14 protein-coding genes are annotated in these 20,828 nt (G+C 43.2%); 1 reads left to right on the forward strand and 13 read right to left on the reverse strand.

Features of this window, described 5'->3' with window-relative positions; genetic code table 11:
* Positions 1–241: 241 nt before the first annotated feature.
* Entirely contained in the window at positions 242–4,069 is a 3,828-nt protein-coding gene (gene strH, locus AB2B50_RS04695) for an LPXTG-anchored beta-N-acetylhexosaminidase StrH (RefSeq protein WP_320693294.1), read from the forward strand.
* A gap of 46 nt (positions 4,070–4,115) precedes the next feature.
* On the opposite strand, the gene purB is transcribed toward strH, so the two are convergent.
* The 13 genes from purB to AB2B50_RS04760 all read right to left on the reverse strand — a co-directional run bounded on the left by purB (position 4,116) and on the right by AB2B50_RS04760 (position 20,828).
* Positions 4,116–5,414 carry an adenylosuccinate lyase gene (purB, locus tag AB2B50_RS04700; protein ID WP_075227936.1) on the reverse strand — a complete coding sequence of 433 codons (1,299 nt, stop codon included), beginning with the start codon at positions 5,412–5,414 and terminating at the stop codon, positions 4,116–4,118.
* 55 nt (positions 5,415–5,469) lie between these two features.
* On the reverse strand, positions 5,470–5,697 hold the full coding sequence (locus AB2B50_RS04705; RefSeq protein WP_075227937.1) for a phosphoribosylaminoimidazole carboxylase: 228 nt from the start codon (positions 5,695–5,697) through the stop codon (positions 5,470–5,472).
* 9 nt (positions 5,698–5,706) lie between these two features.
* A complete protein-coding gene (locus tag AB2B50_RS04710) occupies positions 5,707–6,657 on the reverse strand; it encodes a ketopantoate reductase family protein (protein WP_075227938.1) in 951 nt (316 codons plus the stop codon).
* Complete coding sequence (gene purK / locus AB2B50_RS04715; RefSeq protein ID WP_075227939.1) at positions 6,658–7,749, reverse strand: 5-(carboxyamino)imidazole ribonucleotide synthase; 1,092 nt, start codon at positions 7,747–7,749, stop codon at positions 6,658–6,660.
* The gene (purE, locus tag AB2B50_RS04720) at positions 7,736–8,227 is read right to left on the reverse strand and encodes a 5-(carboxyamino)imidazole ribonucleotide mutase (RefSeq protein ID WP_075227940.1); all 492 of its coding nucleotides are present in this window, start codon (positions 8,225–8,227) and stop codon (positions 7,736–7,738) included. Before purE ends, purK begins: the two co-directional genes overlap by 14 nt.
* Positions 8,228–8,426: 199 nt before the next feature.
* Positions 8,427–9,692: a phosphoribosylamine--glycine ligase gene (gene purD / locus AB2B50_RS04725; protein WP_075227941.1), complete on the reverse strand. Its 1,266-nt coding sequence runs from the start codon at positions 9,690–9,692 to the stop codon at positions 8,427–8,429.
* Positions 9,693–9,813: 121 nt separating this feature from the next.
* The gene (purH, locus tag AB2B50_RS04730) at positions 9,814–11,361 is read right to left on the reverse strand and encodes a bifunctional phosphoribosylaminoimidazolecarboxamide formyltransferase/IMP cyclohydrolase (protein WP_075227942.1); all 1,548 of its coding nucleotides are present in this window, start codon (positions 11,359–11,361) and stop codon (positions 9,814–9,816) included.
* Between the two features lie 82 nt (positions 11,362–11,443).
* Positions 11,444–11,998 (reverse strand): phosphoribosylglycinamide formyltransferase, encoded by a 555-nt coding sequence (purN, locus tag AB2B50_RS04735; protein ID WP_075227943.1) that lies wholly within the window; start codon positions 11,996–11,998, stop codon positions 11,444–11,446.
* Positions 11,998–13,020, reverse strand: coding sequence for a phosphoribosylformylglycinamidine cyclo-ligase (gene purM, locus AB2B50_RS04740; protein WP_320693221.1), 1,023 nt, complete (start codon positions 13,018–13,020; stop codon positions 11,998–12,000). Before purM ends, purN begins: the two co-directional genes overlap by 1 nt.
* A 36-nt stretch (positions 13,021–13,056) precedes the next feature.
* Entirely contained in the window at positions 13,057–14,499 is a 1,443-nt protein-coding gene (gene purF, locus AB2B50_RS04745) for an amidophosphoribosyltransferase (RefSeq protein WP_320693220.1), read from the reverse strand.
* 168 nt (positions 14,500–14,667) lie between these two features.
* Positions 14,668–18,393, reverse strand: coding sequence for a phosphoribosylformylglycinamidine synthase (locus tag AB2B50_RS04750; protein WP_320693219.1), 3,726 nt, complete (start codon positions 18,391–18,393; stop codon positions 14,668–14,670).
* Positions 18,394–18,601: 208 nt separating this feature from the next.
* A complete protein-coding gene (gene purC, locus AB2B50_RS04755) occupies positions 18,602–19,309 on the reverse strand; it encodes a phosphoribosylaminoimidazolesuccinocarboxamide synthase (RefSeq protein ID WP_075227947.1) in 708 nt (235 codons plus the stop codon).
* 169 nt (positions 19,310–19,478) lie between these two features.
* Positions 19,479–20,828, reverse strand: a complete 1,350-nt coding sequence (locus AB2B50_RS04760; protein ID WP_320693218.1) for a bacteriocin secretion accessory protein — start codon at positions 20,826–20,828, stop codon at positions 19,479–19,481.

Below are 20,828 nucleotides of genomic sequence, written 5' to 3' on the forward strand. Positions count from 1 at the left end.
GCTTTTCTGTTTTTCATTATAGCACGCTAGCTTTTAGTAGGAAATATCAAATGACTTTAAACTATAATTTGGAGAAATTTTACTAAAAACAGAGTAAAAATTGAAAATTAGTTCAAATTAAATAACTTCTTATATTTTTTATAGGTATTTTATTAAAATACTTGACTTTACTAGTTTCAGATAATACAATGGAATCAGTTTGTGAAAACGCTACCAAAACAATAAATTAGGAGGTTATTTAATGAAACCAGAAAATAAACAGCGTTTCTCTATTCGTAAATACGCAATCGGAGCAGCTTCTGTCTTGATCGGCTTTGCCTTTCATGCGCAAGCTGTTGCCGCTGATGGAGTCGTACCTACTACAACAGAGAATCAACCTACTATCCAAGCTACAGGTGAATCGTCTCCACAGGCTAGCGAAGAAAAACTTGAAACTAGTCCTACACCAGAAGCCGTAGCTCCTGCAGCTCCAGCAACACCTGTAGCAAACACTGAAGCACCAAAAGTTGAAGCTACTCCTGCACCTGTCGTAGAAAAAACTGTTGCAACTGAAGAAACTCCAGCAAAACCAGAAGTAACTGAAGAAGCTAAGCAGTCAGAGCCAGAAAAGGTAGAAAACAAAGAAGTTGCTACAGTTGAGGCTCCTGTAGTCGCTACAGAGAAAGTAGCTCAAGTCAATGAAAAACTGGCTAAAAAGAAAATCGTTTCTATTGATGCTGGACGTAAATACTTCTCTCCAGATCAACTAAAAGAAATTATCGACAAGGCAAAACACTATGGCTATACTGATCTTCATCTCCTAGTCGGAAATGATGGCTTGCGTTTTATGCTTGATGACATGTCTCTAACTGTAGGGGACAAAACTTATGCAAGCGATGATGTCAAACGTGCTGTTGAAAATGGAACCAATGCTTACTACAACGATCCGAACGGCAATCATCTAACTGAAAGCCAAATGACCGACTTGATTAACTATGCTAAGGATAAAGGTATTGGACTTATCCCATCTGTTAACAGTCCTGGCCACATGGACGCTATCCTTAATGCTATGAAAGAATTGGGTATTGAAAAGCCTAACTTTAACTATTTTGGTAAAGAATCAGCGCGTACTGTTGACCTTGACAATGAAAAAGCTGTTGCCTTCACAAAAGCTTTGATTGATAAGTATGCAGGCTACTTTGCTGGTAAGTCTGAAATCTTCAACATCGGTTTGGATGAGTACGCTAACGACGCTACAGATGCTAAGGGATGGAGCGTTCTTCAAGCCTATAAATGGTATCCAGAAGATGGATTTCCAGACAAGGGTTATGACAAATTCATCGCCTATGCAAATGACCTAGCTCGTATCGTTAAATCTCACGGTCTAAAACCTATGGCCTTCAACGACGGTATCTACTATAATAGCGATACAAGTTTTGGTACTTTTGACAAGGACATCATCGTCTCTATGTGGACTGGTGGCTGGGGTGGTTACGATGTCGCTTCTTCTAAGTTACTAGCTGAAAAAGGACATGAAATCCTCAATACTAACGATGCTTGGTACTATGTTCTCGGCCGTAATGCTGACGGACAAGGTTGGTACAACCTTGATCAAGGATTGAACGGCATTAAGAGCACACCGATCACTTCTGTACCAAAAACAGAAGGAGCTGACGTTCCTATTATTGGTGGTATGGTAGCAGCTTGGGCTGATACTCCATCTGCTCGCTACTCTCCATCTCGTCTCTTCAAACTCATGCGTCAATTCGCAAACTCAAATGCTGAATACTTCGCTGCTGACTACGAGTCTGCTGAACAAGCTCTGAAAGAAGTTCCAACAGACCTTACTCGCTACACAGAAGAAAGTATTGCAGCCGTTAAAGATGCTGAAAAAGCCATCCGTGCTCTCGATAGCAACCTCAGCCGTGCTCAACAAGATACTATTGACCAAGCGATCGCAAAACTCCAAGAAGCTGTTAGCAACTTGACCTTCACTCCAGAAGCTCAAAAAGAAGAAGATGCTAAACGTGAAGTTGAAAAACTAGCTAAGAACAAGGTCATCTCTATCGATGCTGGACGTAAATACTTCACACTTGACCAACTTAAACGCATCGTTGACAAGGCTAGTGAGCTCGGCTACTCTGACCTTCACTTGCTCCTTGGAAATGATGGACTTCGCTTCCTACTTGATGATATGAGTATCTCAGCAAATGGCAAGACTTATGCAAGCGACGATGTGAAAAAGGCCATCATCGAAGGAACAAAATCTTACTACGATGATCCTAACGGAACTACTTTGAACCAAGCTGAAATCACTGAGCTTATCCAGTATGCTAAGGACAAAGGGATTGGACTAATCCCAGCTATCAATAGCCCAGGTCATATGGATGCTATGCTTGTCGCTATGGAAAAATTAGGCATCGCAAACCCTCAAGCCAACTTTGACAAGGTTTCAAAAACAACTATGGACCTTGAAAACGAAGAAGCGATGAACTTTACAAAAGCCCTTATCGGCAAGTACATGGACTTCTTTGCTGGTAAGACTAAAATCTTTAACTATGGTACAGATGAGTATGCTAACGATGCTACCAATGCTCAAGGTTGGTACTACCTCAAGTGGTATGGTCTCTACGGCAAATTTGCTGAGTACGCTAATAGCCTAGCTGCCATGGCTAAAGAAAAAGGTCTTCAACCAATGGCCTTTAACGATGGCTTCTACTACGAAGACAAGGATGATGTTGAGTTTGATAAAGACGTTATCATCTCTTACTGGTCTAAAGGCTGGTGGGGTTACAACCTTGCGTCTCCTCAATATCTAGCAAGCAAAGGTTATAAATTCCTAAACACGAATGGAGACTGGTACTACATTCTCGGTCAAAAACCAGAAGATGGCGGTGGCTTCCTCAAGAAAGCTATTGAAAATACTGAAAAAACTCCATTTAACCAGTTAGCATCAACTAAATATCCTGAAGTTGACCTACCTACTGTTGGTAGTATGTTAGCTATCTGGGCTGATAGACCAAGCGCAGAATACAAGGAAGAAGAAATCTTTGAACTCATGACTGCCTTTGCAGACCACAACAAAGACTACTTCCGTGCTGACTACAAAGCACTACGCGAAGAACTTGCTCAAATCCCTGAAAACTTAGAAGGATACAGCACAGAAAGCCTCGACGCTCTCAAGGCTGCTAAAGATGCTCTTAACTACAACCTCAATCGTAACAAACAAGCTGAATTGGACACACTTGTAGCTAATCTCAAAGCTGCTAGACTGGGTCTCAAACCAGCTGCAACTCACTCAGGAAGCCTCTATGAGAGTGAAACTGCTGCTACAGTTGAAAACCGACCAGAGCTTCTTGTTAAGACAGAAGAAATTCCGTTTGAGATTGTTAAGAAAGAAAATCCTAACCTTCCAGCAGGACAAGAGAAAGTCATCACTGAAGGTGTCAAAGGTGAACGGACTATCTATCTTTCAGTTGTGACTGAAAATGGCAAGCAAACAGAAACAGTTCTTGAAAGACAAGTAACGAAAGAAGCTGTCAATCAAGTTGTCGAAGTTGGAACATTAGCGACACATGTAGGAGACGAAAAAGGTCAAGCTCCTGTTGTAAATAAACCTCGTGTAGTCATCGAAGATGAAGAAATTCCATTTACAACCATCACTCGTGAAACTGATGCATTGCCTAAGGGAGAAACTCGTGTTGTAACTGCAGGTGTCAACGGTCGTCGTAGCCATTTCTACTCTGTGACTACTGCTGTTGATGGATCTGAAGTTAAAACATTGGTTACTAGTGTTGTCGCTCAAGAACCAGTCGCTCAAGTAATCGAAGTTGGCAACCCTGTCACTCACGTCGGTGATGAACATGGTCAAGCAGCTATCGCTGAAGAAAAACCAAAACTAGAAATTCCAAGTGAACCAGCTCCAGCATCTGTTCCTGCTGAGGAAAACAAAGCTCTTCCTCAAGGCCCAGCTCCTGTAGCAAAAGAAAATAAACTTCCTGAAACAGGAAGCCAAGGTTCAGAATGGTTGATTGCTACTGGTCTTATGACTGCTCTCACAGCTTACGGACTTAGCAAGAAAAAAGATTAAGCACAAATAAAAAGCGGGACAAAAGTCTCGCTTTTTTGTTTTATTGTTAGTCACCCAAACCGATGCGTTCGAAGATGTCATCCACTCGTTTGGTGTAGTAAGTTGGGTTGAAGATTTCGTCGATTTCTTCTTGAGTGAGACGTGAAGTTACTTCTGGATCTGCTTCAAGAAGTGGTTTGAAGTCTACTTGGTTATCCCAAGATTGAGCTGTCTTTGGTTGTACAAGGTCGTAAGCTTGCTCACGAGTCATACCTTTTTCAATCAAAGTAAGCATCGCACGTTGACTGAAGATAAGACCAAATGTAGAGTTCATGTTGCGGATCATGTTTTCTGGGAAGACTGTCAAGTTCTTAACGATGTTTCCGAAACGGTTGAGCATGTAGTCAATCAAGATGGTTGTATCTGGTGCAATGATCCGCTCAGCTGATGAGTGAGAGATATCACGCTCGTGCCAGAGTGATACATTTTCATAAGCTGTTACCATGTGACCACGGATCACACGCGCAAGACCTGTCATGTTTTCAGAACCGATTGGGTTACGTTTGTGAGGCATAGCTGAAGAACCTTTTTGACCCTTTGCAAAGAACTCTTCTACTTCACGTTGTTCTGATTTTTGAAGACCACGAATCTCAGTCGCCATACGCTCGATAGAAGTTGCGATGCTAGCAAGAACTGCAAAGTACTCAGCGTGAAGGTCACGAGGAAGAACCTGTGTAGAGATTTCTTGGGCACGGATACCCAATTTGTCGCAGACGTATTTTTCAACGAATGGTGGGATGTTAGCAAAGTTACCGACCGCACCAGAAATCTTACCAGCTTCCACACCAGCAGCCGCATGCTCGAAACGCTCGATGTTGCGCTTCATTTCGCTGTACCAAGTTGCCAATTTAAGACCAAAAGTTGTAGGCTCAGCGTGAACACCGTGGGTACGCCCCATCATGATGGTGAACTTGTGCTCTTTCGCTTTGTCAGCAATGATGTTGAGGAAGTTTTCAAGGTCCTTGCGGATGATGTCGTTGGCTTGTTTGTAGAGGTAACCGTAGGCAGTATCCACCACGTCGGTAGAAGTCAACCCATAGTGAACCCACTTGCGCTCTTCACCAAGAGTCTCAGAAACCGCACGCGTGAAAGCCACCACATCGTGGCGAGTCTCTTGCTCGATTTCCAAGATACGGTCGATGTCAAAGTCCGCTTTTTCACGAATCAAAGCTACATCTTCCTTAGGGATTTCCCCTAACTCAGCCCATGCTTCGTCAGCTAAGATTTCCACCTCAAGCCAAGCACGGTATTTATTTTCTTCAGTCCAAATGTTCGCCATCTCAGGGCGAGAGTAACGTTCGATCATTGTTTTATTTTCCTTTCTTTTGATGTTTCACATCAGTTAGCAAGCGGCAATCACTTTATTCAAATTCTTCTTTCCCAATCCATACAGATGGATAGTGATTGAGTGTATTCAAATCCGTATCCAGCGGGACATCATAGATAGCTAGATAGTTTTCAGGATATTGAGCAAGCAACTCTTCATACTTAGCTTTCACCTTTTCGTGATCACTACTAGCATACAAGACTTCGACGACTGCTCCGGTCTTCTCTTTTTCAACAAATGCGTTGACGATGAGTTGTATCATAAAAAACTCCTAAATCGAAATGCCCTTCATATTTGCTTCCAGAATAGGCATCTTCACACCTAACACCTGACCGGTCTGATAAACACTTTGACAACAATAGAAGATGTCCTGTTTATCATTGTGCAAAGTCATAATTTTTCGGGTCAGCTCATTTTTCGCAAACATGACTTTCATGGCCTTGCCGGCTATCCAAGCGGGAATTTTGTATGGCAATAGTTCTGCTTTGTAAAGTTTCAAATTCACGCCACGCGCTTCTACGACTTTCAAAGCTTCTCGAATGGCCTTGATGGCCAATGATAATTCCGATGAACTATTCATCAAGTTCAAAGCCAGTTCTTCTGGATTTTCCAAATTTCCTGAGCGAGCAGCTGTCGAAGTGACACCTGCGTTAATCGCCATGTGAATCCAAATCCACTCGACCATATCATGAGGCACTTCCCACTTCAAATCTGCAGAAACTAGTAAAGCCGTCAGATCAGCATAGTTAGAAATGTGTGCTTTTTGCTCACCTTCTAGCATTAAATGGTCGAACAAGACACCATCCAAATGGTTCTCCTGCATATGACCACCCGCTGTCGGAAAGGCCAAAATATAGTTGTAATCCCCTGCCCACTCTTGGACCTCTTTTCGATTATCCCAGAAATTACAAAAGAAAACAAGGGTGCCTTTGATATTGTTTTTTCGCAAGGTTTCCACAGCTTCTTTGACAAGTCCATGACGCACACTGAGAAAAATAAAATCATATTCCGAATGAGCTTCTGCCACATGAACCTCATAAGTATCATGCTTGTTCTCACCTTTGGAATGATAGCGACCATCTAGCAGATCAACTGACAACTCCTTCGGTGCATTGTTTTTCTTACTATCTCTCAGTACGTGTTCCACTTGATGGCCTGCTTTTTGAAAGGCGTAGGCATAAGTGGTCCCGATCACTCCGAGTCCTAGAATCGCTATTTTCACTTAAAAATCAATCCCTTTCCCAAACTCCTCAACCTTATCCGGTTCATCACTAAACAAAGTCACATGTCCCATTTTGCGGTTGTGCTTCGCTTCTATTTTACCATACAAATGGAGGTGGGCGCTTGGATTTTCTGTCACATATTTTTCAGCAGCCTCGACATGCTGGCCGAGAACATTGAGCATGACTGCTGGTGCATGTAGTTTGATGTCTGGCAATGGTGCTCCGAGAACGCCTAGAATATGGGTATCAAACTGTGAAAAGTCACAGGCTTCAATCGAATAGTGCCCTGAATTGTGGGGGCGTGGTGCAATTTCGTTGACGATGATGTCATCAGCTGTCGCAAACATTTCCACACAGAGCGTACCAGAAAGATTGAGTTGTTCAGCAATCTTCACAGCCATGGCTTTAGCTTTCTCAGCTAGACTGTCAGAAATGCGAGCAGGCACAATGGTTTTTGAAAGAATGTTGTTGCGGTGGATATTTTCCTGAATTGGGAATACTGTCACGTCCTTGCCATTACCAGATACAATGACTGAAATCTCCAAGTCAAAGTTGACGAATTCTTCCAAGACACAGTCTGCTGAGTCCGCTAAAGTGTATGCTTCTTCCAAGTCTGCTTCTGAACGAATAACCTTTTGTCCATGACCATCGTAACCACCAGTCGCCGTCTTAAGGACATAGTTTTTCGACAAGTCGATATCTTCCAAGTCTTGGCTAGATTTCACAACCTTGTAAGGAGCCACAGTGACTTGAGCCTTGTTAGAAAGAAAGTCCTTCTCAAAGATTCGATTTTGAGAGATTCGGAGTAGGTCTGTCCCTTGTGGAAGCTGACCATCCTTGATAACGGCATCCAAACCGTCGGCATCCACATTTTCAAACTCATAAGTGAGGACATCGCAACGCTCCGCCAACTGGCGAAGAGCGTCCACATCATTATAAGGAGCCACGATAATCTCCGCCACGCGAGAGGCCGGGCAATCTGCCGCAGGGTCCAGCGCGATAACCTTGTGTCCCATGTAGATAGCAGAAATAGCCATCATCTGACCTAGCTGACCACCACCGATGATACCAATAGTTTTAGTTGAGCTCATTTGTAGACTCCTCTGCGATTTTTCCTTGTTCTTCGGCAAAGTTAGCAAGTGCGTCCGCAATGGACTTATCTTCTACAGAGAGGAGACGGAGGGCAAAGAGGGCAGCGTTAGTCGCACCTGCTTCACCGATAGCCATGGTTGCTACAGGAACCCCACCTGGCATCTGAACAATCGAATAGAGCGAATCCACACCACTAAGAGCACGTGATTTGACTGGCACACCAATGACTGGAAGTGTTGTCTTGGCTGCTACCATCCCTGGCAAATGGGCTGCGCCACCAGCACCTGCGATGATGATCTTGATGCCACGGCTACGAGCTTCTTCAGCATGGCGGAACATAAGATCAGGTGTGCGGTGGGCAGAGACAACTTTCTTTTCGTAGGCTACACCGAAGCGGTCTAGGACTTCAGCGGTTTTTTGCATAGTTGCCCAGTCGGATTTTGAGCCCATGATGATGGAAATAATTGGTTTAGTCATAATTTTCCCTTTTTTTCTTTTTTGATAATGGTCTTAGGTGGTGAGGACGGAAGCAACCCCTCGGTTTCATTCCTAAAATTTGAGCCCAAGTCTCAAATTTTCCCTAGACCAGAACAGAAATTGTTCTGGTCTTTTCACCACGGCGACCATTATCTTACTTTGGCTCGCTTTCACTCGCCATTGACAAATTTAGTATCTGTTAATCTTTTATAGCCTTACTTCCAATATCTGTTCGGTAAAAGAGGCCTTCTGTGTTTTGTTTGTTGAGTTGGCTGTAGATAATGTTTTGGCCGTCTTTGACGGTATCAGCCGTGGTGACCAGCATGTAAACACGGCCTCCGTTTGAAAGAAGGTCTCCCCCATTTTCAGCAAATTTAGCTCCGGCATAATAAGTGATGATGTCGCCTTCTGTCTTGGTAGGAAGCTTGACACCTTTCTCATAAGCGAGTGGGTAGCCGTTTGAGGCTACAACAACGCCTAGTGTTACACCCTTATCCATCCAAGTAATTGCTGGCTCTTTGCCATCCAAAATATCCGTGATATTTTGCGCAAAGTCAGATGTCAAACGAGGCAGGATAATCTGAGTTTCAGGATCTCCGAAACGAGCGTTGAACTCGATGACCTTAGGTCCATCAGCTGTCAAGATAAGCCCTGCGTAAAGGACACCAAGATACGGACGACCTTCTTTAATCATCCCTTCGAGAACTGGCTTGACAATGGTGTCAACTGCTGTGTCAACCACTCTCTGTGGCAAGTGTGGAACTGGCGCATATGCACCCATCCCACCAGTGTTAGGCCCCTTGTCGCCATCGTAGGCTCGTTTATGGTCCTGAGCTGTTGGCATGATGTAGAACTTGTCCTCATTGACAAAGGCAAAGAGAGAGAACTCCTCCCCGTCAAGGAATTCCTCGATAACCACACGCGCACCAGAGTCGCCAAATTTATTGTCCAAAAGCATCTCATGAGCGGCTTCGACGGCTTGCTCAACTGTCTCCGCAACGACGACACCTTTCCCAAGGGCCAAACCATCTGCTTTAACTACGATTGGTGCCCCCTGCTTTTCGATATAGACCCTGGCTTCCTCGAAATCTGAGAATGTGCCGTAGGCTGCTGTCGGAACGCCGTACTTGACCATGATTTCCTTGGCAAAATCCTTAGACCACTCCAGCTCTGCTGCTAATCTTGTTGGACCAAAAGCTTTAAGCCCTGCTGCATTGAAATCATCTACAATTCCAGCTGCAAGGGCATCATCTGGACCGATAAAGGTCCAAGCGATATCATTGACTTTTGCAAACTCGATTAAGGCAGAATGTTCGGAAATAGAGATATTTACCAATTCCAGACCATCTAGAGTCATCCCGTCATTCCCAGGAGCTACAAAGACTTTTTCAACGTTTTTTGATTCAAGTAACTTCTTAGCAATCGCATGTTCACGACCACCCGAACCAACAACTAACAGCTTCATCTTACAACCTCTTTTGCGAATTATTTACTAATATTATACCATAAACGTTCGTTTTAATCTTGTTTCGTTTCGCTTTTAAAGCAAAAAAAGGAAAGAAACTGTTTTCTTCCCTTTTATTTTCTTAATGTCTAAAATGTCTCACGCCTGTGAAGACCATAGTCAAGCCGTATTTATCAGCAGCTTCGATAGACTCTTGGTCACGTACTGACCCACCTGGTTGAATGATGGCCTTGATACCAGCTTTGGCGATTTCTTCCACATTATCCGCAAATGGGAAGAAGGCATCTGAAGCAAGGACAGCGCCGTCAAGACGGTCTTTAGCTTGGTCAATAGCAATACGGACGGAAGCCACACGATTGGTTTGACCAGGGCCAACGCCAAGTGTCATGTGGTCATTAGTCACGATGATTCCATTTGATTTGACATACTTGATAGCTTTCCAAGCAAACTCAAGGGCAGTCGCTTCTGTCTCAGTTGGTTGGCGTTTGGTTACCACTTGCCAGTCAGCTGGGTTTTCTTTGACAACATCCTGATTTTGAACGAGGAGGCCACCGACCACGCCTGTGTACTCTGCTTCCACTTCACTAGCATCTTGAGCATCAAATGGCAAGGCAAGGATGCGCAAGTTTTTCTTTTTGGTTGTCAAGATTTCAAGCGCTTCGTCAGAATAGCTTGGTGCAATGATGATTTCAAGGAAAACGCCGTGCATTTTTTGAGCTGTCGCAGCGTCCACTTCACGGTTGAGAACGACAATACCACCGAAGATAGAAACTGGGTCAGACTCATAAGCGTAGTCCCAAGCAGTTTCGATATCATCAGCTTGACCTATACCGCACGGGTTCATGTGTTTGAGAGCCACAACGGTTGGACTATCTTTGAAGTCACGGATGATGCGGATCGCTGCATCAGCGTCACGGATATTGTTGAAGGACAATTCCTTACCGTTAAGCTGTTTAGCAGATGCAATAGAGTAGTCTGTTGGCAAGGCTTTTTGGTAGAAGTCTGCGTCTTGTTGAGGGTTCTCACCGTAACGCATTGGTTGCTTGAGGTCATAAGTCAAAGTGAGTTTTTCAGGCTTGCCTTCACCGACTTGAGCTGTGAAATATTCTGCAATCAAGGCGTCATAAGCCGCTGTGTGACGAAATACTTTGGCTGCCAAACGTTGGCGAGTTTCATAAGAGGTTTCGCCGTTTGCTGCCAATTCGTCCAAAACCACAGCGTAGTCAGCAGGATCTACCACAACTGTAACACTGGCATGATTTTTCGCTGCTGAACGAAGCATAGATGGCCCACCAATATCGATATTTTCAACTGCATCAGCATAAGTCACATCTGGTTTAAGGATAGTTTCCTTAAATGGGTAAAGGTTGACCACCACAAGGTCAATGAGCTCAATCTTGTTGTCCTTAGCCGCTTCCAAGTGGCTATCCAAGTCACGACGAGCGAGAAGCCCTCCGTGGATATTTGGGTGGAGGGTCTTCACACGACCGTCCATCATTTCTGGGAAACCAGTCACATCATCAATGGCAATGGTATCAACACCAGCATTATCAAGGGCAACTTTGGTACCACCTGTTGAGATGATATCCCAACCAAGTTTTTTAAGTTCTTGGGCAAATTCAACAATGCCCGCTTTATCTGAGACTGAAATAAGTGCTCGTTTAGTCATGTTCTTTCTTTTCCTTTTTAAAAAAGTTCTTTCTTCGCTACAGTGCTACAGTCGAAAATTTTCTTTCAGCTCGAGGGCTTCCTTATTTTCGTGCAGCCCCCAAACTATCCAAGACCTCTGGATAAAGTTTGTACTCTGTTTCGTGGATGCGAGCTTCGAAAGTATCAAGGGTATCCCCTTCAAGGCGCGGCACATGGACTTGTTTGATGACCTTACCGGTATCAACGCCCGAATCCACCCAATGAATGGTCACACCAGACTGGTCAACGCCTGCATTCCAAGCATCCTCAATACCATGAGCGCCTGGAAATTCAGGGAGATAAGCTGGGTGAATATTGATGATACGGCCTTCATAAGCTGCTAACAAGGTTGGACCGACGATTTTCATGTAACCTGCAAGACAAATCAAGTCAATCTGGTGTTCATCTAAGAGCTCAACAATGGCTCCTTCGTAGTCTGTCTTATTCTCAAACTCCTTGAGTTCGAAGGCATAGGATAAAACTCCAAGATTTTCTGCACGCTCAAGGACGTAGGCATCTCGATGATCAGAAAATACAAACTCAACTGGAAACTGTTCTGCAATCACCTGAAAGTTTGAACCGTTGCCAGAAGCAAAAACAGCAATTTTTTTAGCCATTATTTTATCACCACACTTGCGCCATCTTTCTTCACAATACGACCAATTTCATAAACAGGTTCGTCAAGAAGTTCTTTGACACGTTCAACATTTTCTGGTGTAACCGCAAGCATGAGACCAATACCCATGTTGAAGATTTCAAACATTTCTTCATGTTTGATTTGGCCATATTTTTCAAGGGCTTTGAAAATTGGAAGAACAGGGACTTTGCTTTCGTCAATTTCAGCAGCCAAGTCATCCGCGAACATACGTGGGACATTTTCGATGAAACCACCACCTGTGATGTGGGCAATCCCGTTGACCAATTCTTCTTTGATGAGTGGCAAAGCAGCTTTGACGTAGATACGAGTTGGTTCGAGTAGGACTTCCTTGAGTTTCTTACCTTCCAATTCTGGCAATACTTCTTCACCTGTGTAATCAGCAAAGACACGACGAACAAGTGAATAGCCATTTGAGTGGATACCGCTTGAAGCAAGTCCCAAAATCACATCGCCTTCTGCTACTTTTGAACCGTCGATGATTTGAGATTTTTCTGCAACACCGACTGCAAAACCAGCCAAGTCATAGTCGTCTTCGCCGTACATGCCGGGCATTTCAGCAGTTTCCCCACCGATAAGGGCGGCACCAGCTTGCACACAACCTTCGGCCACACCTGCAACCACTTGTTCTAGTTTAGCTGGTTCATTTTTACCAGTTGCGATATAGTCTAAGAAGTAAAGAGGCTCTGCACCTGCAGCAATGATATCATTGACACACATAGCCACGCAGTCTTGACCGATGGTATCGTGTTTGTCATACTTGATAGCAAGCATCAGCTTAGTACCAACACCATCTGTTCCTGAGATCAAAACAGGTTCTTTGACACCTGTTTTTGAAAGGTCAAACATACCACCAAAACCACCAAGAGCTCCCATGACACCTGCACGCTCCGTACGAGCAACGTGTTTTTTAATTCGTTCAACAACTTCATAACCCGCTTCAACGTCTACGCCAGATTTTGCGTAAGCATTTTTATTTGTCATTTGTTTTTTCCTTTTCCTTTCCTTCAATGGGATTTTTTATTTGTAAAAACTCGTTTTTTCTTCCAAACTTCTACGATATTCTTCTTCATAATCATAGAGAGGAGTTGGATATTTCCCATCAAAGTAAGCCACACAGAGGCCGCCATTTGGCGCATCTGTTTCGATGCCGATAGAATCAATCAAGCCATCAATAGAAAGATAAGTCAGGCTATCTGCACCAATAATTTGACAGGTTTCTTCAACCGTATGATTGGCCGCAATCAATTCCTCACGACTCTGAATATCAATTCCATAGAAACATGGATAAGCCAGAGCTGGGCTAGCAATCGCCACATGAACTTCTGTAGCACCTGCTTCTTTCAGCAATTTTACGATACGACGAGATGTTGTGCCTCGTACAATCGAGTCATCGATCATGACCACGCGCTTGCCTTTAACGACACCAGAGACGGCAGACAATTTCATCCGAACCCCTTGCTCGCGCAATTCTTGAGTTGGTTGGATAAAGGTCCGTTGCGTATATTGGTTCTTGATGAGCCCCATTTCATTTGGTAGCCCAGATTCTTCCGCAAAACCCATAGCAGCACTGAGTGAGGAGTTTGGTACCCCAACTACGATATCAGCTTCATGCTTGAACTCACGTGCCAATTGAGCTCCCATTCGCTTACGAGCTGTATGGACATTGACACCGTGGATGTTAGAGTCGGGACGGGCAAAATAGATATACTCCATGGAACAGATAGCCAGTTGAGTATCGTTTGTATAGCTGTCATACTGGATGCCATTGTCATCAATAATGACAATCTCGCCTGGTTTCACATCGCGAATCCACTCAGCACCGATTACTTCAAAGGCACAGGTTTCAGATGAAACCACTACTGCTCCATTAGCCATTTTCCCGATTGACAGAGGACGGAAGCCGTTTGGATCAAGCGTTGCAATTAGCTTATCTTCAAACATCAAGAGATAAGCAAAACCACCTTTAACAAGACTGAGCGCTTCCTTGATTTTACCCATCAAGTTTGGATTGTGGCTACGGCGAATCAAGTGAGCCAAGATTTCTGAATCAGAAGTCGAGCTAAAGATTGCTCCTCTTTGTTCCAATTCTTGCTTGAGAGATTCTGCATTGGTCAGATTCCCATTGTGAGCCAAACCAAACTGCATATCATGAAAGCGGAAAAGGAAAGGTTGGATATTGTCTACAGAAGCTTCTCCCGCAGTCGCATAACGCACGTGCCCAATCGCTCCAGTTCCTGTCAATTTATCCAAATTCGCAGGATTTTTAAAGACTTCTGATAAAAGCCCCATATCACGATGACGCTTCAATTTCCCTTGGTCATTGGAGAGGATTCCTGCCCCCTCCTGACCACGGTGCTGAAGACTATGGAGTCCAAAATAGGTCAATTTGGCAGCGTCTGGATGACCCCAGATACCAAAAACACCACATTCTTCATTAAGAGATTTTACTTCGTATGTCATTTTATATACCTAATTTTTATTTGTGTATCATTCCTTAACGATACTAGAGCGGAATGATACGGCAGAAGCTCGTTTCACTCGCAACAATAAATCATTTGCAATTGTCGTAAGTTAGATCTACTTGATTTTACATTTACTGATGGTTATCTATTAGAAAATCTGCAAGTCTTATTTTCCAGTGAAATATTTAACCGCTGACGCAAAGAGGTGTTGGTCTTTATTTCCTGGAATATTTTGGAAAAGACCGTCTTCGAAACGTTCTGAGTGTCCCATCTTACCAATGATTTGACCGTTCTTGCTTGTGATACCTTCAATAGCATTCACAGAACCGTTAGGATTGTATTTAGAATCCATGCTTGGTTTGCCTTCGAAGTCAACATATTGGCTAAAGATTTGTCCATTGTCACGAAGTTCTGCAAATTCCTCAGCTGTCACGACAAACTTACCTTCACCGTGTGATACTGGGATAGCATGGATGTCACCAACTTCCACTCCAGCAAGCCATGGTGAGTTGGTATTGGCAATCCGTGTTTCAACCATCTTAGTCACGTGTTGGTTGGCATCATTGTAGAAGAGGGTTGGACTAGTACTGCTTGCATCTTCAAAGTTACCATATGGAAGAAGACCAGATTTGACAAGAGCTTGGAATCCGTTACAGATACCGATAATCAAACCACCACCTTCGATGAAGCTATCGATAGCTGCACGCACTTTTTCATTGAGCAAGATGTTAACGATGAATTTAGCTGATCCATCTGGTTCATCCGCTGCTGAGAAGCCACCTGCAAAGAAGATAATGTTAGCTTTTTCGATATTGTCAACCATGGTGTCAACGGACTTGACAATAGCTTCTTCATTAAGTGTTACAAATGGCACTAAGTTTACTTTTGCACCTTCTTTTTCAAAGGCCTTAGCTGAATCGTACTCAGAGTTAGTACCTGGGAATACTGGGATGTAAACCACTGGTGTCTCAACTGTTTCTTTAACTTTGATAACAGAATCTGATGCCACCGCAGGTACTTCTTCCAACTCAGTTGCTTGTGCAAATTCCGTTGGGTAAACCTTTTCCAATTTACCTTGGAAGGCACTGTCAAGTTTGTGTCCATCAAGCGTTACACCATTGACAGTAAGTGTAAAGTCAGCTGCTGTTTGTCCAATCTTGGCAACCCCTGCAATATCTTCAGGAGATGTGAAGACGAATCCACCCAATTGAGCTGTCAAGGCAGTCTCAAGATTTTCAAGGGTTACAGTGGCACCAATATGGTTACCAAATGTGGCAAGGGCAAGCGTTTCAACCACACCACCATATTTGACAGCTGATGCAGATGTGACTTTATGAGTTGCTTGGATGGCTTCAAACTTAGTAAAGTTAGACTTGATAAGATCAAAGTCAATTTCTTGTGCCAAAGCTTGACCTGGGATGTAATAGATATTTTCACCAACAGCTTTAAATTCCGGAGAAAGGACCTTACGGCTATCTGCTGTTGTCACTCCAAAAGCAACTAAAGTTGGTGGTACTGTCAATTCTTCAAAGGTACCAGACATAGAGTCCTTACCACCGATAGATGGCAAACCAAGTTGAATCTGAGCTTCGATAGAGCCTAGGAGAGCTGCTACTGGCTGACCAAAACGCTCTGCTTGTTTATCCATACGCTCGAAGTATTCTTGATAAGAGAAGCGAGCTTTAGACCAGTTGGCACCAGCAGCAACCAAACGAGCGGTTGCTTCGATAACCGCATAAGCAGCACCGTGGTACGGAGACCATTCTGCGATGTATGGGTTAAAGCCTTGTGCCATGACTGATGCCGTATGAGTCACACCATGTTGGACTGGCAATTTCTGTACAGAAGCTTCAGTTGGTGTGATTTGGTAGCGACCACCAAGTGGGTGATTGACTGTCGAACGACCAACTGAGCTATCAAAGATGGTTTGTAACCCTTTTTGACTTGCATGATTAAGGTCAGCCAAGACTTCAAGAGTATCAACTTCAAGGGTTTCAGCAGATGTTTGACGTTCTTCTGGAAGCTTGACATCCTTGTCAACCACCTTAGCATCTACGACTACACGTACACCGTTCGTATCAAGGAAACGACGTTCCAAATCAACGATTGTTTCGCCATTCCAGTGCATGACAAGATTTGGTTTTTCAGTCACTGTCGCAACGACAACAGCATCAATATTTTCTTTGTTACATGCTGCAATGAAGGCATCTACATCTTCTGGACGAACTACCACGGCCATACGTTCCTGAGATTCAGAGATAGCAATTTCGGTACCGTTCAAACCTTGGTATTTCAATGGCACTTTGTCTAGATCAATTTCAAGACCATCTGCCAATTCACCGATAGCCACACAGACACCACCGGCACCAAAGTCATTTGATTTCTTGATCAGACGTGTCACTTCCCCATTACGGAAAAGACGTTGAATCTTACGTTCTTCGATGGCATTCCCTTTTTGAACCTCAGCACCAGCTGTTTCAACAGATTCAACTGTTTGAACTTTAGATGAACCTGTCGCACCACCGACACCATCACGTCCGGTCTTACCACCGAGCAAGATAATCACATCACCAGCTTCAGGCTTTTCACGGACAACATTTTCCTTAGGAGCCGCACCGACAACTGCACCTAGCTCCATGCGCTTAGCAACGAAACCTGGGTGGAAGTATTCACGAACATAAGTTGTTGCAAGACCAATTTGGTTCCCATATGAAGAATAACCGTGAGCCGCTGTTTTAGAAATCACTTGTTGTGGCAATTTCCCAGCGCGAGTTTCTGAAATTGGAGCTGTAATATCACCAGCACCTGAGATACGCATGGCTTGGTAAACATAGGAACGCCCTGACAATGGGTCACGAATGGCACCACCGATACAAGTAGCCGCACCACCAAATGGTTCGATTTCCGTTGGGTGGTTGTGAGTTTCGTTTTTGAACATGAGAAGCCATGGTTCTTTGACACCATTGACATCCACGTCAATTTCTACAGAGCAGGCATTGATTTCATCAGACACTTCCATGTCATCCAAACGACCATTGGCACGCTCGTAACGACCAAAAATAGTCGCCATATCCATCAAGGTTTGAGGTTTTTCGGTACGTCCCAACTCATCACGCATGGCAATATACTTGTCATAAGTCGCCTGCAATTGTTTTTGGAATTTAGAAGCTGAGAAGTCGATGTTTTTCAACTCCGTCTCAAAAGTTGTGTGACGGCAGTGGTCAGACCAGTAAGTATCCAAAACCTTAAGCTCAGTCTCAGTTGGCACACGACCAATAGACTTGAAGTAATCTTGAATGAAGAGAAGGTCATCCACTTCCATGGCCAATCCTTGCTCTGACTTATATTGAGCAAATTCTTCTGCCGTATAAGTTTCAAAGAAATCTAAGTTTGGAATGGTCTTGTCAGACTCAGAGAAATCCTGTTTCGCAATGCCAAGAGTGATATCTTTGAAACGAGAGTCCACTGGATTCAAGAGGTAGTTTTTGACAGCTTCCAATTCATCCGCATCAATATCCTTATTGACCAAGTAAAGTTGTGCTGTGTTCACCGTCACATCATTTGAACTACCAAGCAAAAGCAAAGCTTCCTGTGAAGATGCCGCACGTTGGTCAAATTGACCAGGCAAGCTTTCAATGGCAAAGAAAGCATACTTCTCAAGATCAGCCTTAACCGCAGCTTCATCCAAAACAGTATCGGTCACCTGCTCAGAAAAAATGTGTTTTTCCGCACGCGCAAACAAGTCCTCTGCCAAATTAAAGACATCGTAAACCTGAACAATCCGAAGATCCTTCAAGGTTTTCAACTGAAGATTATGCTGTAATTCTTTTACTAAAGAGTCAGATTTGACACGAAAATCAGCTTTTTTCTCAACGAAAATACGTTTATCCATTTTAGTTCCTTTATTTCTATTCAAATAGGTTATCGAAGACGAAGGGGTTCCGTTCCAAAATGATTACTTCAATCCCTGCAATTTCTCTAACACAACCTTATAAACATCCGTTAGGCTGCCCAAATCTCTACGGAGTGAAAAGGTCTAGTAGACCTTTTCAGCCTGAGTCCTTTTACTTGAAAGACGAAGGTTTTCCGTTTCAAACAACTTACTTCAATCCTTGCAATTTTTCCAATACAACTTCATAAACATCTGTCAAACTGCCCAAATCTCTACGGAAAACATCCTTGTCCATGTGGTGCCCTTCCGCATCCCAAAGGCGGCAGTTATCTGGTGAAAATTCATCTGCCAAGATAATCTTGCCATCCTTATCAAAACCAAATTCCAATTTGAAATCAATCAAACGAAGACCAATTTGCTCAAACCAATCTTTCAGCAATTCATTGATACGACGTGTTTCTTCCTTGATATAAGCGATTTGTTCATCATTGGCAATATCCAAAAACTTCACATGCTCATCATTGATGAATGGATCATCCAAATCATCGTTCTTATAGTAAAATTCAACGATTGGAGTTTCTAAGTCCAAACCTTCTTCCACGCCAAAACGTTTTGAGAAAGAACCTGCAGTCACGTTACGAAGAACAACCTCCAAAGGAATGATGGTCACCTTCTTATTGAGTTGTTCTGTGTCAGAAATACGTTCGATAAAGTGTGTCGCCACACCAGCCGCATTCAATCTTTCGAAAATAAGAGACGAAATCTGATTATTCAGCACACCTTTCCCCTCTATGGTCTCTTTGCGAGCTCCATTCAGCATAGTGGCCTGGTCCTTGTAGACCGACTTAATCACATTTTCGTCTTCTGTAGTATAGATATCTTTAGCTTTTCCCGTATAAATAAGTTTACTGGACATTTTCTTGTTCGCCTTTCGCATTACTTTACATCATTCTAACACAACAGACACTAAAAATCAAATATTACACGAACTATATTTTGTATAGTATCTGAAAAAGTACAGAAAAATCGCAAACGATTTTTCATTTGCGATTTTCTAAGATCGATTTGAGTTAAAAATAGAAACTTTATTCTTGTTTCAAAAAGCGGTCCAGATAGTAGCGTAAAAAACTCTTCCTACCTGTAATCATAGTCAAACGACCTTCAAGTCCATAACGAAGTTTTTCTGCTTGTTCAGCATTCAAATCCGTCTCTGCCTCTAATTTAAAGAAATTGCCCTTTTCTGTCTGAGTCGCACTGGTATCGATATTCGTAATCTTGGATGTCAACACTAGCTGCTTATTGGCATCCGTTACTGTTGTAAATCGTACCTCATTTCCATGCTTGAGATCAGCCACTTCCTTAGAACTAATATAAGCTGTCAGTTTTGCCTTCCTCTCCCTAGCCAACTGCGGAAAAAGGTGAGCAAGGATAGTTCCTTCTGGAATGATGGTAGATCGACTATGCTCAGGATTCAAATGTAGAACACCATCTTCTGTTGCTGTAATTTTCCCCTTCTCTAAAAGATTTCCTTGAATCTTTTTACCTGACTCCACTTCAAGAATTTTCTGATCCAAGAGCGTTAATTCCTGGCCTACCTTGGCTAGTTGCTGGGATTTTAATGACTCCAACTGACTTCCTAATCCAGATGCATAAGCTTGCTGGGCTCCTGAACCTGCATACTGTACTCGATAACCTGCAAGAGTTGACTCCAACTGAGTGATGTGAGCATCTAGCTGAGATAAGGCCTGCTGTTTGGCTTCCGATCCCTGCTCTTTTGTTGACTGATAAGACTGATAAATGACATAAGCTGGATGATCACTCTCTAAGACTCCATCAGCTTGAATAGCAGACTTGGCTTGCTGATATTCTTTAATTTTGGACTGGGTTTCACCGATGAGATTGCCTAACTCTGTCTGACTACCACTGGCTGCTGCATTTTGAGATGATATACTAGCATTTTGTTGCTCAACCTGACTCCGCAGACTAGCAGCTTGATTTAGATAATCTAAAAAACTATGCTGATAGCCAAATTTATCTGCTTCAGGAAATTGATCACTTCCTGATTGAAGGCTTGCTTTTAAATACTCCAGTTGAACCTTCTGATCCTTGAGCATTTCCAACTGACTAGCATAATTCTCAGCCTGAACTGCTTCTGCTCCCTCTTGGTATTGAACGAGAAGATCCCCTTGCTTGACAAACTTATTTTCAGCCAAATGATTGGCAACAATCTTACTATTACTACTAGACTGAATGGTGGCAATGATACGAGCAGGTTCTACCGTAGCTCCAGCTGTCAAGCTTATCTCCTTTTGTGCAAAGATTGAAAAAACAATCAGGAACAAAAATAAGATAAAACTTGGAAAAATCACATAACTAGAAAAATTATGGTAATGACGATTGTAAAACTCAGCACTTTCTAAAAATTCTGATTGCAT

This window comes from Streptococcus fermentans (assembly GCF_040888305.1).
GTDB classification, from domain to species: Bacteria; Bacillota; Bacilli; order Lactobacillales; family Streptococcaceae; genus Streptococcus; species Streptococcus fermentans.

Coding starts and splice junctions, on each gene's coding strand:
- purC (WP_075227947.1), bottom strand. CDS start 19,309: ATGTCCAGTAAACTTATTTATACGGGAAAAGCTAAAGATATCTATACT.
- strH (WP_320693294.1), top strand. CDS start 242: ATGAAACCAGAAAATAAACAGCGTTTCTCTATTCGTAAATACGCAATC.
- purN (WP_075227943.1), bottom strand. CDS start 11,998: ATGGCTAAAAAAATTGCTGTTTTTGCTTCTGGCAACGGTTCAAACTTT.
- AB2B50_RS04705 (WP_075227937.1), bottom strand. CDS start 5,697: ATGATACAACTCATCGTCAACGCATTTGTTGAAAAAGAGAAGACCGGA.
- AB2B50_RS04750 (WP_320693219.1), bottom strand. CDS start 18,393: ATGGATAAACGTATTTTCGTTGAGAAAAAAGCTGATTTTCGTGTCAAA.
- purH (WP_075227942.1), bottom strand. CDS start 11,361: ATGACTAAACGAGCACTTATTTCAGTCTCAGATAAAGCGGGCATTGTT.
- AB2B50_RS04760 (WP_320693218.1), bottom strand. CDS start 20,828: ATGCAATCAGAATTTTTAGAAAGTGCTGAGTTTTACAATCGTCATTAC.
- purK (WP_075227939.1), bottom strand. CDS start 7,749: ATGAGCTCAACTAAAACTATTGGTATCATCGGTGGTGGTCAGCTAGGT.
- purB (WP_075227936.1), bottom strand. CDS start 5,414: ATGATCGAACGTTACTCTCGCCCTGAGATGGCGAACATTTGGACTGAA.
- purD (WP_075227941.1), bottom strand. CDS start 9,692: ATGAAGCTGTTAGTTGTTGGTTCGGGTGGTCGTGAACATGCGATTGCT.
- purM (WP_320693221.1), bottom strand. CDS start 13,020: ATGACAAATAAAAATGCTTACGCAAAATCTGGCGTAGACGTTGAAGCG.
- purF (WP_320693220.1), bottom strand. CDS start 14,499: ATGACATACGAAGTAAAATCTCTTAATGAAGAATGTGGTGTTTTTGGT.
- purE (WP_075227940.1), bottom strand. CDS start 8,227: ATGACTAAACCAATTATTTCCATCATCATGGGCTCAAAATCCGACTGG.